Source organism: Burkholderia sp. BCC0322 (genome assembly GCF_902833045.1).
In the GTDB taxonomy this organism is placed as follows: Bacteria; Pseudomonadota; Gammaproteobacteria; order Burkholderiales; family Burkholderiaceae; genus Burkholderia.
This window is the reverse complement of record NZ_CADFDU010000024.1, coordinates 1-13673: the sequence shown is the minus strand read 5'-3', so window position 1 is coordinate 13673 and position 13673 is coordinate 1. Positions and strand designations below refer to the sequence as shown.

11 protein-coding genes and 1 pseudogene are annotated in these 13673 nt (G+C 68.1%); 8 read left to right on the top strand and 4 right to left on the bottom strand.

Annotated features, from left to right (window positions below; translation table 11 throughout):
• Positions 1-28 precede the first annotated feature (28 nt).
• The gene (locus HWX39_RS34980; RefSeq protein ID WP_175972059.1) at positions 29-1009 is read left to right on the top strand and encodes an NADPH:quinone oxidoreductase family protein; all 981 of its coding nucleotides are present in this window, start codon (positions 29-31) and stop codon (positions 1007-1009) included.
• Positions 1010-1182: 173 nt separating this feature from the next.
• On the opposite strand, the gene HWX39_RS34975 is transcribed toward HWX39_RS34980, so the two are convergent.
• Complete coding sequence (locus tag HWX39_RS34975; protein WP_175972058.1) at positions 1183-1719, bottom strand: PadR family transcriptional regulator; 537 nt, start codon at positions 1717-1719, stop codon at positions 1183-1185.
• Between the two features lie 151 nt (positions 1720-1870).
• On the opposite strand from HWX39_RS34975, the gene HWX39_RS34970 reads away from it, so the two are divergent.
• Positions 1871-3895: an NADPH-dependent 2,4-dienoyl-CoA reductase gene (locus tag HWX39_RS34970; RefSeq protein WP_175972057.1), complete on the top strand. Its 2025-nt coding sequence runs from the start codon at positions 1871-1873 to the stop codon at positions 3893-3895.
• Between the two features lie 49 nt (positions 3896-3944).
• The gene (locus HWX39_RS34965; RefSeq protein WP_175972056.1) at positions 3945-4385 is read left to right on the top strand and encodes a nuclear transport factor 2 family protein; all 441 of its coding nucleotides are present in this window, start codon (positions 3945-3947) and stop codon (positions 4383-4385) included.
• Positions 4386-4531: 146 nt separating this feature from the next.
• Here HWX39_RS34965 and HWX39_RS34960 read toward each other — a convergent pair whose 3' ends face one another.
• Complete coding sequence (locus HWX39_RS34960) at positions 4532-5413, bottom strand: intradiol ring-cleavage dioxygenase (protein WP_175972055.1); 882 nt, start codon at positions 5411-5413, stop codon at positions 4532-4534.
• A gap of 118 nt (positions 5414-5531) precedes the next feature.
• Between HWX39_RS34960 and HWX39_RS34955 the strand changes: the two genes are divergently transcribed.
• From HWX39_RS34955 to HWX39_RS34935, 5 genes are all read left to right on the top strand, one after another.
• A complete protein-coding gene (locus tag HWX39_RS34955) occupies positions 5532-6455 on the top strand; it encodes a LysR family transcriptional regulator (protein WP_175972054.1) in 924 nt (307 codons plus the stop codon).
• A 642-nt stretch (positions 6456-7097) separates the two neighbouring features.
• Entirely contained in the window at positions 7098-9188 is a 2091-nt protein-coding gene (locus HWX39_RS34950; RefSeq protein WP_175972076.1) for a TonB-dependent receptor, read from the top strand.
• A complete protein-coding gene (locus HWX39_RS34945) occupies positions 9188-9985 on the top strand; it encodes an ABC transporter ATP-binding protein (protein WP_175972053.1) in 798 nt (265 codons plus the stop codon). The genes HWX39_RS34950 and HWX39_RS34945 overlap by 1 nt, the downstream gene beginning before the upstream one ends.
• Positions 9982-10986 (top strand): ABC transporter substrate-binding protein, encoded by a 1005-nt coding sequence (locus tag HWX39_RS34940; RefSeq protein ID WP_175972052.1) that lies wholly within the window; start codon positions 9982-9984, stop codon positions 10984-10986. The genes HWX39_RS34945 and HWX39_RS34940 overlap by 4 nt, the downstream gene beginning before the upstream one ends.
• On the top strand, positions 10983-12023 hold the full coding sequence (locus HWX39_RS34935; RefSeq protein WP_175972051.1) for an iron ABC transporter permease: 1041 nt from the start codon (positions 10983-10985) through the stop codon (positions 12021-12023). The genes HWX39_RS34940 and HWX39_RS34935 overlap by 4 nt, the downstream gene beginning before the upstream one ends.
• A 63-nt stretch (positions 12024-12086) precedes the next feature.
• Here the strand turns inward: HWX39_RS34935 and HWX39_RS34930 are convergent, their stop codons facing one another.
• Both HWX39_RS34930 and HWX39_RS36550 read right to left on the bottom strand, forming a co-directional pair.
• Positions 12087-13463 carry an ATP-binding protein gene (locus tag HWX39_RS34930; RefSeq protein ID WP_175972050.1) on the bottom strand — a complete coding sequence of 459 codons (1377 nt, stop codon included), beginning with the start codon at positions 13461-13463 and terminating at the stop codon, positions 12087-12089.
• Positions 13464-13673 (bottom strand): annotated as a pseudogene (locus tag HWX39_RS36550) (hypothetical protein); the annotation flags it as partial.

Below are 13673 nucleotides of genomic sequence, written 5' to 3'. Positions count from 1 at the left end.
GCCACGCCGCACAAGGAGAGAGAAGCACATGAAAGCCCTGTTGTGTACCGCATTCGGCCCGATCGACAGCTTGCGCATCGAGGACGTGGCGACTCCCGAGCCGGCTGCGGGCCAGGTCCGGGTTCAAGTGAAGGCCGCATCGCTCAATTTCCCCGACGCGCTGATCGTCCAGGGGTTGTACCAGGTGAAGCCGGCGCTGCCGTTTTCGCCGGGCGCGGAATTCGCCGGCGTGATCGACGCGGTGGGTGAAGGCGTGACCGCGTGGCGGCCGGGTGATTCGGTGGTTGCGTTCACCGGGCACGGCGGATTCGCGCAGCAGTGCGTGGCCGACGTGCACCAGGTTGCCGCGCTGCCGCCCGGCATGACGTTCGAGCAGGGCGCGGCGCTCGTGCTCGCGTATGGCACGTCGCTGCACGCATTGCAGCAGCGCGCGCGGCTGCAGCAGGGCGAGACATTGCTCGTGCTGGGCGCGGCGGGCGGGGTCGGGCTCGCCGCGATCGAGATCGCGAAGGCGCTTGGCGCGCGCGTGATCGCGGCGGCGTCGAGTGCGGACAAGCTGGCGTTGTGTCGTGAAGCAGGCGCCGACGAGACGATCGACTATGCGACCGAAGACCTGCGCCGCCGTGTGGACGAACTGACCGGCGGGCGCGGTGCGGACGTCGTCTACGATCCGGTGGGCGGCGCCTACAGCGAGGCGGCGTTGCGCGCGACCGCCTGGCGCGGCCGGTTCCTCGTGGTCGGTTTCGCGGCCGGCGAGATTCCGAAGATCGCGCTGAACCTGGCGCTGCTAAAGGAGCGCGACATTCTGGGCGTGTTCTGGGGCGATGCCGTGCGCCGCGATCCGAAGCAGCATGTCGCGAACATGCGCCTGCTTGCCGAGTGGTTCGCGGCCGGCAAGGTGCGACCCGCGATTACCGAGCGTGTGTCACTGGCAGGTGCGGCCGATGCGATCGCGCGGATGGCGAACCGGCAGGTGAAGGGCAAGGTGGTGATCCTGCCGGACGCGTGACAGCTTTGCGCACGCGGCGTGCCGGTGGACGCCGCGTGGTTGTGGTGCAGTGCTCGCGCGCGTCAGGCACAACCCTTCTTCAATGACCCGCCGGCACGCTGGTCCAGCGCTCTTCGCGCGCAAACCGCTCCAGTATGCCGGCACGCGTCATCATCCTTTCCTCCGTCAGCCGGTCAGTCTTTCGGCGAGCGCAGCACGTCGAGCGCATGCTGCGAGAACTCGACCCAGAACCGCTCGTTCGCGATGCCGGCCTGAAGCACCAGGTGCTGAAGGCGCTTCGTGCGCGAATCGGCGTCTTCCGGGAAATCGCGCGCCTCGATCTGCAGATAGAGGTCGAGCTTCTCCTGGTGCAGCGCGATGCGCCGCCTGATTTCGTCATCGAGGCCGGCCGGGCCGAGCACCGCTTCCGCGCGCAGACGCACCATCAGCGCTTCGCGCAGCGGCGTCGGATCCTCCTGTTCGGCGATCCAGCGCCGCAACTCCTTCTTGCCGGCCGGCAGGATCCGGTACGTGCGCTTGCGGCCGCGCCCCGATTCGGCCGGCAGCGATTCGATCCAGCCCGCTTCTTCGAGACGCCCCAGCTCGCGATAGATCTGCTGGTGCGTCGCCTGCCAGAAATAACCGATCGAGCGATCGAAGCGGTCGGCGAGTTCGGAGCCCGAACCGGGGCGTTCGGCGAGGGCGGTGAGGAGTGCGTGGGGCAGGGACATGTCGGGTCGGAGGATGCCGCGGAATGAACCGCATCTTGCCATATCGGGGTCACGGTACAAGATGATGGATGCGTTTATGCAACGGGTTGCATAAACAAAAGCGGTCGACTAACATCTGTGCAACTTGTTGCATAAAAATGGGAGACCCCCGATGACACAGCGCTATCCGCATCTGACGACCCCGCTCGAGTTCGGCTTCACGTCGCTCAGGAACCGTGTACTGATGGGGTCGATGCACGTGGGCCTCGAGGAAGCGTCGAACGGCTTCGAGCGGATGGCGGCGTTCTATGCGGAGCGCGCGCGCGGCGAGGCCGGCCTGATCGTGACGGGCGGATTCGCGCCGAACGAACGGGGCCGTCCGGCGCCCGGCGGCGCGATGCTGACGACCGAAGCGGAGGCCGAGCGCCATCGTGTCGTGACGCGCGCGGTGCACGCGGAGGGCGGCAAGATCGCGCTGCAGATCCTGCACTTCGGGCGCTATGCATATCACCCGGCGCTCGCCGCACCGAGCGCGCTGAAGGCGCCGATCAACCCGTTCACGCCACATGCGCTGAGTAGCGATGAAGTCGACGAGACGATCGCCGATTTCGTGCGATGCGCGGCGCTCGCGCAGCACGCGGGTTACGACGGCGTCGAGATCATGGGGTCGGAGGGCTACCTGATCAACGAATTCATCGCCGCTCGCACCAACCATCGCGACGACGCATGGGGCGGTGCCTACGAGAACCGTATCCGTTTCCCGGTCGAGATCGTGCGGCGCGTGCGCGAGCGGGTCGGCACGAACTTCATCCTGATCTACCGGCTGTCGATGCTCGATCTCGTCGAAGGCGGCTCGACGCTCGACGAAGTGATCCGGCTCGCGCAGGCGATCGAGGCGGCCGGTGCAACGATCATCAATACGGGTATCGGCTGGCACGAGGCGCGCATTCCGACCATCGCGACGAAGGTGCCGCGCGCCGCTTACGCATGGGTCACGCGGCAGTTGATGGGCAAGGTCGGCATCCCGCTCGTCGCGACCAACCGGATCAACACGCCGGAAGTCGCGGAGCAGCTGCTGGCCGACGGTTATTGCGACATGGTGTCGATGGCGCGGCCGTTTCTCGCCGATGCCGCGTTCGTCCGCAAGGCGCGGGAAGGGCGCGCGGACGAAATCAACACGTGCATCGGCTGCAACCAGGCTTGCCTCGACCATACGTTCAGCGGCAGGATCACGTCGTGCCTCGTGAATCCGCGCGCGTGCCATGAAACCGAGCTCGTGATTCGCCCCGCGCAGCAGCGCAAGCGGATCGCCGTGGTCGGCGCCGGGCCGGCGGGCCTCGGCTTCGCAGTGACCGCGGCCGAGCGCGGTCATGCGGTGACGCTGTACGAAGCCGGCGCCGAGATCGGCGGCCAGTTCAACATCGCGAAGAAGGTGCCCGGCAAGGCAGAGTTCAACGAGACGCTGCGCTATTTCCGCCGCCAGATCGCACTGCGCGGCGTGACGCTCCACGTCAATACGCGGGCGACCGCCGAGATGCTGCTGCAAGGCGAATTCGACGAAATCGTGATCGCCACGGGCATCGTGCCGCGCATGCCGCCGATCGATGGTGTCGGGCATGCGAAGACGCTTGGCTACCTCGACGTGTTGCGCGACGACAAGGCCGTGGGCCGCAGCGTCGCGATCGTCGGTGCCGGCGGCGTCGGCTTCGACGTTGCGGAATATCTCGTTCATCGCGAAGACGGCGAACAGGGCGGCCCGGACCGCTTCTTCGCCGAGTGGGGTGTCGACCCGTCGTATGCGAACGCAGGCGGCTTGCGCCGTGCGCAGCCCGAACCGGCGGCGCGACACATCCATCTGCTGCAGCGCAAGGCTTCGAAGGTCGGCGATGGGCTCGGCAAGACCACTGGATGGATCCACCGCACCGCGCTGAAGGCGCGCGGTGTCGGGATGTCGTCGGCGGTGACCTACGGACGGATCGACGACGAGGGATTCCACGTGACGATCGACGGCGTCGAACAGACGCTGCCGGTGGACAACGTCGTGATCTGCGCGGGACAGGAACCGTTGCGCGAACTGGCGGCGCAACTGGAGGCGGCCGGGCGCAAGGTGCACGTGATCGGCGGCGCGTACGAAGCGGCCGAACTCGATGCGAAGCGCGCGATTCACCAGGGTACGACGCTTGCCGCCACCCTCTGAGGCTTGAGACTGATTCGCTTTTTTCCGCTCGACGATACTGGAGTCTTCGATGACGAACGCACCGCTGCATCTTCAACCCGCTGTCGCGCAATCGCTCGACAAGTGGCATGCGATGATCGAACGCAAGGATTTCGGCGCACTGGAATCGATCGTCCATCCGGACGCCGTGTTTCGTTCGCCGATGGCGTTCAAGCCCTACGGGCCGGCGCCCGCGCTGTTGCTGGCGCTGCGCACGGTCATCACGATCCTCGAGGATTTCACCTATCACCAGCAGTTCGTTGCCGACGACGGCAAGAGCGTGGTGCTGGAGTTCAGCGCGGCCGTCGGTGACAAGGCGCTGAAGGGGATCGACATGATCCGCTTCGACGACGAAGGGCGAATCGTCGAATTCGAGGTCATGATCCGGCCGTTCAATGCGCTGCAGGCGCTGGGCGCGGAAATGGGCGCGCGGCTCGGGCAGCAGTTGCCGACGTTCAAGATCGGCGGCTGAGCGTCGCATCGCCGGACGGCACTTCGACGCGTTCGATGCGCTTGTCGGACCAGCGCGCGGGACCCTGCGACGCGTCGACGAGCCGCGCTTCGAGCGCGTGCTTGCGCGGATCGTCCTCGTTGACGGCCTGCCCGCGACGTGGCGGATCAAGCGGCGCGCGCCGCGGGATTGAGCACGAAGTCGTACTCGAGCGTGTAGAACGGCGTGTCCATGCGCGATCCGTCCGGCGCGATGCCGGGCGCGTGCCGGACCCAGTCGGCGACGAGCGTCGACCGTACGCCGAACACCGCATCGGAGTCGAGATAGCGGTCGCCGTCGCGGAACACGTGCGTGATCAGCGTTTCGTAGCCGCGCGCCTCGATCATGAAGTGCAGGTGCGCGGGGCGCCACGGATGACGGCCGAGCGCGTCGAGCATCGCGCCGACGGGGCCGTCGTGCGGAATCGGATACGGCTCGGCGAGGATCGAGCGGAATGCGTAACGGCCGTCGGTGCCGGTGCGCAGCCGGCCGCGCGCGCGGTGCGTGACCGAGCCGTCGTCGGCCGGCAGTTGCACGTCGTAGTGCCCGTCCTCGTCGGCTTGCCAGACTTCCAGCGACGCGTGAGCGATCGGCATGCCGTCGATGCCGCGCACGTGGCCCGACACGAAACAGGGTTCGCCGCATGCGCCATTCGCGATGTCGTCGAACATACCGAATTCGCGGCTGCCTTCGACGTAGAACGGGCCGAATACGGTCGCTTCGGTACAGCCAGCCGGCTTCGCGTGATTTTGCGCGGTGACGAGGGTTGACAGCCCGAGCACGTCGGAAAGCAGGATGAATTCCTGACGCTTGTCGTCGGTGATGTGGCCGACGGCGGTCAGGAAGCCGATCGCGGCTTGCCATTCAGCCTCGGTGAGCTTCGTCTCCCGCGCAAACGCATGCAGGTGCTGGACGAGACTGGTCATGACCGTGCGCAACCGCTCGTCGCGACAGCCGGCGAGCGACGCGATCACCGCCTGCGTAATGGTGTCTTCGTCGAGATTGCGCATAGGGGGTGTCTCCTGATGTCGTTGGATGGCGCGCAGACGTAACATTAATTCTTCCTTGAATCGTAAAAAAGAGGGCTGGGAGGAGTTTTGTTCTCCGCCAGGTGGAAGAATCGAACCCATGGACAAGTGGACGCAGATCGAATTTTTCGTGCAGGTCGCCGAGCTGGGCAGCCTGTCGAAGGCCGCCGAGCGGCTCGGGATGTCGAGCGCGGCGGCGAGCCGCTGCCTGAACGCGCTGGAGGAACGGCTGGGGGCGCGGCTCGTCGAGCGCACCACGCGTCGCCTGTGGCTGACCGACGCCGGGCATGAATATCACCGGCGCTGCGTCGCGATCCTGATGGAACTGTCGGAGGCCGATGCGGCGGTCAACGAAGCGAGCGTCAACCCGGCCGGCACGCTGCGCGTGACCGCGTCGGTATCGTTCGCGTCGATCTATCTCGCACCCGCATTGCCGGAGTTTCACCGGCGCTATCCGAACCTGAACGTGCAGATCGTCGCGGCGAACCGTTATCCGGATTTCATCGAGGCCGGCATCGACGTGGCGATCCGCACGCGCGAGCATGAAGCGGATTCGGGCATCACCGTGCGCAAGCTCGCCGAGACGCGGCGCGTGCTGGCCGCGTCGCCCGGGTATCTGGCGAAGCACGGCGCGCCGGAGACACCCGATGCGCTGCGCGACCACCGGCTGCTGGTCTACAACCTCGCGAACGATCCGTACGTCCTGCATTTCCGCCAAGGCGCGAAGAAGCGGTCGGTCACGATCAAGAGCGTGCTCGATGCGAACGAAGGGCAGGTGATCCGCGCCGCGGCGCTTGCCGGGCTCGGCATCCTGATCCAGCCGCTCTACATCATTCACGACGATATCGTCGCGGGGAATCTGGTGCCGGTGCTCACCGACTGGCAACTGCCGGTGCTCACCGTCAACATCGCGTACCAGAGCCGCCGTCACCAGCCGGCGAAGATCCGCGTTTTCACCGAGTTCCTGATCGAGCGTTTCGAACGTCTCGGGCTCGCGCGCAAATGGAAGGAAGTCGGCCGCTGAGCGCAGGCGGGTGCGGCACCGTCGCGTATTTCTGCGTGTCACGAAGAACGGTTCTCCCGAGCGTCGTCTGTTCCGCCGCAGTCGTGCGCTTTGCGTGGCGTCGCCCCGGGCCTGTGATGCGCGGCTCGCGATGACGCGATAACAATCCGGCGTGGGGGCGACATGACGTTCGCATTGCGACGGGCACCATTGGCATTCCTGATCGACGGGGCATTCAGGTTCCGGCGTCGGCCACGGAGAACGGGCAGATCCGCTATCCGTTCGGCGTCGACACGGTGCCGAACGGGCTGCTTCCACCGCCCGGCAACACGCAGTACGTCAACTACGCGCGGTACTCGGCATCGAACCGGTTTGCCGGGCCGGATGGCGGTAGCGCGGCGCGCGACGTCCGTCGGCAGGGCGGCCGGCACAACCTGACAAATTCCCGACGAACCGAATTGATATATTGTATCATCTGATGTTTTGCGTTGCCGGCCGCCCGGGCTACCCGGTGTGGCCGCGCCGGCGACTCCAGACGAAGATCGATACGACGTGACGAACACCAGATTCAGCCCGGCGCGCGGGGAGCGGCACGCTGCCGCGCCGCGCCGGCAGGCTCGCGCGTGGCGCGCACGCGGCTGCACGACCCTGCTGGGTTGCGCGATGGCGACCTCCGGCGCGATGGCCGCCGAAGTGGCCGCACCCGCACCGGACGAGCGGCATGCGCTGCCGGCGATCAACGTCAGCGCGCAAGCCGCACCGGCCGACCTGCTGACGCAGCCGCTCGAGACGGGCTCGCGGCTCGGGCTCGCGAGCCTCGACACGCCCGCGAGCGTCGAGACGGTCACGGCCGCCACGATCGACGCGCGCGGCGATCGCACGGTGCTCGACGCGGTGACGCGCACCGCGGGGTTCTCGAGCGCGATGGCGCCCGGCAACGGCGGCACCGCATTGAGCGTGCGAGGTTTCAGCGGGCAGGAATCGGTGATGACGCTGCTGGACGGCGTGCGGCTGATGCCGGCCGCCGGCACGATCACGTTCCCATTCGATACGTGGTCGGTCGAGCGTATCGAGGTGCTGCGCGGCCCGGCGTCGGTGCTGTACGGCGAAGGGGCGATCGGCGGTGTCGTGAACGTGGTGCCGAAGCGGCCGCAGCGCATGCGCGAGACCACGCTGCAGGTCGGTGTGGGCCTCGACGGCGCGAAGCGCGCCGCGTTCGATACGACGGGGGCGCTCGGCTCGCAGCTGTCGTATCGCTTCTATGCGAGCGATGCGCGCGCGAACGGTCTCGCCGAGCGCGCCGATACGCATACGACGGCCGTTGGCGGCGCGCTGAAGTTCGACGTGAGCCCGAAGCTCACGCTGACGCTCGACTTCGATTACGGCCGCCAGATGCCGGCGACCTACTATGGCGTGCCGGCGCCGAACGGCGTGCTCGATCCGTCGCTGCGCAAGCTCAACTACAACGTCGCCGATGCGACGATGTCCTACTACGACCAGTGGACGCGCCTGTCGGCCCGCTACCGGCCGACGGCCGGCGTGACGATCGACAACCAGCTTTACTACCTGACGTCGAACCGCCATTGGCGCAATGCCGAATCGTATGCGCTCGATGCCGCGACGGGTCTCGTCACGCGGGCCGACTATCTCGACATCGGCCACCACCAGCGGCAGATCGGCGATCGGCTGAGCGCTCGCTTCGACGGCACGCTGTTCGGCCGTGCGAACCGCTTCGTCGTCGGCACGGAATTCAACCAGATCACGTTCAGCGGTACCAACAATTCGCCGTATGGCGGTGAATCCACGGTGCCCGCGCACGGCTTCGATCCCGGCGTGTTCACGAGCCCCGACCCGACGGTGCCGCAGTTCAGCACGCGGGCGCGGCAGGCCGCGGTGTTCGCCGAGAACCGGCTCGAAGTGTTGCCGCGGCTTGCGTGGGTGAGCGGCCTGCGCTACGACCACATCGCGTTCAGTCGCGAGCAGGCCGCGACCGGAGCGGGCTTCGACAAGCGTTTCGCGAACGTCGGCTGGCGCACGGGCTTCGTGTTCGACGTTGCGCCGACGCTCAGCGCGTATGCGCAGTACACGACGGGCGCGGAGGGCCTCGGCTCGCTCGTGACGCTGTCCGCGTCGCAGGCAAGCTATCGGCTCGCGACCGGCGAGCAGTGGGAGGCGGGGCTCAAGCAGACGCTGCTCGACGGCCGCGCATACTGGACGTTCGCCGTGTACGACATCACGAAGCGCAACCTGCTCAGCACCGATCCGTTCAATCCGGCGCTGCGCCAGCAGGTCGGGCGGCAATCGTCGCGCGGCATCGAGCTGACCGGTGGCGCGCGGTTACCGCACGGCTGGACGGTCGATGCGAACGTCGCGCTGCTGCGTGCACGCTACGACGCGTTCAACCAGACGACCGGCGGCGCAACGGTGTCGCGGGCCGGCAATGCGCCGGCCAACGTGCCGCAGCAGACGGCGAACCTCTGGCTCGGCTGGGCGTTTGCCGAGCGCTGGCAGGCGAATGCGGGCGTGCGCTACGTCGGCGCGACGTACGGCGACGACGCGAACCGCGTGCAGGTGCCGTCCTACACAGTGTTCGATGCGTCGCTGCGCTGGCAGCCGACGTCGCGCACCGAGCTGGCGTTGTACCTGCGCAATCTCGCGAACCGCACGTATGCGGTGACGACGTCGAACGGCGGCGAGCAATGGCTGCTCGGCCCGTCGCGGTCGGCGGAGCTCGTCGCCACGATGCGCTTCTGATGCGGCGCGGCGAGCCTCCCGTGGCGCACATGCTCGACATCGAGCGCGTGAGCTGGTCTCCCGGCGGCGCGATCACCGTGCTCGATTCGGTGACGCTGAGCGTGGCCGAAGGCGAGTTCGTCGGGCTGGTCGGCCCGAACGGCAGCGGCAAGACGAGCCTGCTGCGCTGCGTGTTCCGTTACGCGCGGCCCGATGCCGGCCGCGTCGCGCTCGATGCGCAGGATGTGTGGCGCATGCGGCCACGCGCGGTTGCGCAGCGCATCGCGGTGCTGCAGCAGGAGACGCCCGACGATTTCGGGCTGACGGTCGACGAACTGGTCGGCATGGGGCGTACGCCGCATCAGCGGCCGTTCGACGCGGAGACCGCGGACGATTGCCGGATCGTCGAATCCGCATTGCACGACGTCGGCCTCGTCGAGCGCCGTGCGCAACGCTTCGCGTCGCTGTCGGGCGGCGAGAAGCAGCGCGCGCTGCTGGCCCGCGCGCTCGCGCAGCAGCCTGAATTGCTGCTGCTCGACGAGCCGACCAACCATCTCGACCTGCGCCATCAGCTCGAACTGCTCGCGCACGTGCGGCGCCTCGGCATCGCGACGCTCGCCACGATTCACGACCTCAATCTCGCGGCCGCGTATTGCGACCGGCTCCACGTGCTCGCGCACGGCAGGGTCGTCGAATCGGGCGTGCCGGCCGACGTGCTGACCGAAGCGCTGCTGCGCGACGTGTTCGGCGTCGCCGCGCTCGTCGATCGCCATCCCGTCACGGGCCGGCCGCGCATCACGCCGCTTCATCCGGAATGACCGCCATGCCGTTTCCTGTCTTGTCCTCCGCTTTGTCATCCCTGTCCCGCCGGCTGCTTGCCGCGACCGTGCTCGGCTGCGCGGCCGCGCATGCGGGGGCCTATCCCGTCACCGTGCGCAGTTGCGATCGCGACGTGACGTTCGAGCGCGCGCCGACGCGTGCGGTAAGCAACGACGTGAACCTGACCGAGATGATGCTCGTGCTCGGCCTGAAGGACCGGCTCGTCGGCTACACCGGGATCGGCGGCTGGAAGACGGGCACCGCGCGCGTGCGCGATGCGCTGCGCGGCGTGCCCGAACTGGCAAGCCGGTATCCGTCGCTCGAGGTGCTGGCGGCCGCGCGCGCCGACTTCTATCTCGCGGGCTGGAACTACGGGATGCATGTCGGCGGCCCGGTGACGCCCGCGACGCTCGCGCCATTCGGCATCCGTACCTACGAGCTGACCGAATCATGCTCGCACGTGATGAAACAGTCGGCGGCCTCGTTCGACGACGTGTTCCGCGACCTGACCAATCTCGGCCGGATCTTCGGTGTCGACGCGCGCGCCGCGCAGGTCGTCGCCGCGATGCGTACGCGTCTCGCGACGGTGTCGCGCACGATCGGGCGCCCGCAGCCGCTGCGCGTGTTCGTGTACGACAGCGGCACCGACAAGCCGATGACGGCCGGCGCTCTCGCGATGCCGACCGCGTTGCTGTCGGCGGCCGGGGCGCGCAACGTGATGGCCGACCTGCCGCGCAGCTGGACGCAGGTGAGCTGGGAAAGCGTGGTAGCGCGCGATCCGCAGGTGATCGTGATCGTCGACTATTCGGCCGTGACGGCCGCGCAGAAGCAGCAGTTCCTGCTGAGCCAGCCGTCGCTCGCGCGCGTGGCCGCGATCCGCGACCGGCGCTTCATCGTGATTCCTTACGACGCGGCGACGCCGGGCCCCGAGAACGTCGCGGCCGTCGAGACGCTGGCGCGCGCGTTGTATCCGGCCGCGTTCGCCGGGCCGGCGCGATGAGCGTGCGCGTGCCTGCATCGCGGCCCGACATGCGCGTGGTGCTGCCGACGCTGGCGCTGCTGCTGGTCGTGTCGATCGTCGCGTCGGCCGCGTTCGGCCCGGCGCCGATTGCGATGCCGGCTGCGGTGCGGATCGTCGCCGCGCACATCGTGTCGGCGTTCGGCGAGACTGGTGCGTTCGCGGCGGGGGCGGGCGACGACAGCATCGTCTGGCTGATCCGGATGCCGCGCGCGCTACTGGCCGCGACCGTCGGCGCGACGCTGGCGGCGGTCGGCGTGGCGCTGCAGGCCGCGACCGCGAACCGCCTGGCCGATCCGCACCTGCTCGGCGTGAGCGCGGGCGCGATGCTTGGCGCTGTCGCGGTCACCGTGATGACCGGTGCGGCATTCGGCCCGTTCACGCTGTCGGCTGCCGCGTTCGCGGGCGCGCTCGCGGCGACCGCTTGCGTCGTTGCGCTCGCTTACCGGCATGGCCGGCTCGAATCGGATCGGCTGCTGCTCGCCGGCGTATCGGTGTCGTTCATGATGGCCGCGTTCGGCAACCTGCTGCTGTATCTCGGCGACCAGCGCGCGGCGTCGTCGGTGCTGTTCTGGATGCTCGGCGGCGTCGGGCTCGCGCGCTGGGACCTGTTGCCGGTGCCGGCCGTATGCGCGGCGCTCGCGGGCGGTGCGTTGTACGCGCGCCGGCGCGAACTGAATGCGCTGATGTCGGGCGATGTTGCCGCGGCTGCGCTCGGCGTGCCGAGCGCGCGGATGCGGCGCGAGGTGTTCGTCGTCGCGTCGTTCGCGACCGGCGCGATGGTGGCGGTGAGCGGGGCGATCGGCTTCGTCGGGCTCGTGACGCCGCATCTGTGCCGTCGCGTCGTCGGCGCCGAGCACGGCAGGCTGCTGCCGGTGGCCGCGCTGACGGGGGCGATTCTGCTCGTTTGGGCCGATGTGGCCGCCCGCACGCTCGCAGCGCCGGAGGATCTGCCGATCGGAATCGTGACCGCGATGTTCGGCAGCCTGTTCTTCGTCGCGCTGCTGCGCCGCCGCTGAGCGGCGCGCACGCACCGGCGGCAGGCGGTCAGGCGAAGGCGTCCGGGGCGCCTGCCGTGCGCTTCATCGCCGCGGAACGGCCATGTCGGCGCTGCCGCCGCACGCGTCGGTGCGCGTGAGGGTGTCCGGCAGATCGAGCAGATTGTCCGGCAGCGTTAGCGCGGGCAGGGTGATCACGAAGCGGGCGCCGCCAAGCGGCGAATCCTCGAGCCGCACGTCGCCCCCATGCACCAGCGCGACGCGCCGCACGATCGCGAGCCCGAGCCCGAAGCCGCCGGTCTGCCGGTCGCGGCTGGAGTCGAGCCGCTGGAACGGCTCGAATACGCGGGCGCGTTCGGCGGCCGGAATACCGGGGCCATCGTCATCGACGCTCAGCACGAGCGCGCCGGACGCGTTGCGTTCTGCGGCGAGCAGCACCGTGCGCGACGCGTAGCGCGCGCCGTTGCGGATCAGGTTCAGCAACGCGCGGGCGACCAGCTTCGGATCGCACACGTGGGTCGCCGGTGCGCCGCGCGCCGACACGTCGAGCGTGATGCCGCGATCGACGATGTCGTTCGCGACGTTGCCGGCGACGCTGTCGATCAGCGCATCGACGACGACTTCCATCGGCGCGAGCTGGCTCGCGCCCTGTTCGAGCCGGCCGATCGTCAGCAGCTCGGTCACGAGTTCGTCGAGTTCGCGCACGTCGCGCCGCAGCGCGTCGCGGCGTTCGCGCATGCGGCCCGTTTCGTCGGGTTCCGCGAGCAGCGCGAGCCCGAATTCGAGCCGCGCGAGCGGCGTCTTCAGTTCGTGCGAGATGCCGTGCATCATTTCGCGCTGCTGCTTGATCGACGCCTCGATGCGTTCGGCCATGTCGTTGAACTGCTGCGACAGCTCGTAGATGTTCGACCGGCCCGACAGCTTCACGCGCGTCGACAGGTTGCCCGCGCCGAACGCGCGCGCGGCCTCCTGCAGCCGGCGCAGGTCGCGCCAGTGATACGAGGTCCACAGCGCGACGGCGAACAGCGCCGCGAACGCGATTACCAGGTACGCATAGATCTTGATGTCGAGGTCGGCGGGCTCGATTGGGCGCGCATGGAGCACGGAGCCGTCCGCGAGCGGCATGTAGTAGTTCCTGCCGTCGTAGCTGATCGCGATCTTGCCGGCGTCGAGGTCGCGCAGCGGCGCGCCGCTCAGTTGCGCACGGGCGTCGGCCATCGTCACGAAACCGAATCGTTCGTTGCCGTGTTGCGCGAGTTCGCGCAGCGCGAGCATGCGCTGCGCGCCCGGATGGCGTTCGAGGTAGTCGTTCAGCACGAACGCGTAGGTGGTCAGCGAATCGCGCTGCGCCTGTGCCGCGCGCTCGTAGAAAATCCTGTCGAACGAGAGTTGAATGAACACGATCGAGGCGGCGCCGCACAGGATCACGATGAGGTAAAGCTTGATCAGCGGGCGCAGCATTTACTCGTCCCAGGCGGAAGGGCTGAACAGGTAGCCGCGGCCCCAGATCGTCTTGATCCGGTGCGGCTCCGACGAAACGTCCTCGAAGCGGCGACGCAGCTTCGAGATGCCAAAAACTTTTTGGGGTGATCTACAGCCACCGCCGAGAACAATATTCTCAAGCCGTGGCTGTAAATCACCTCCTTTCTCTTTAAAAATCATGGACTTAGC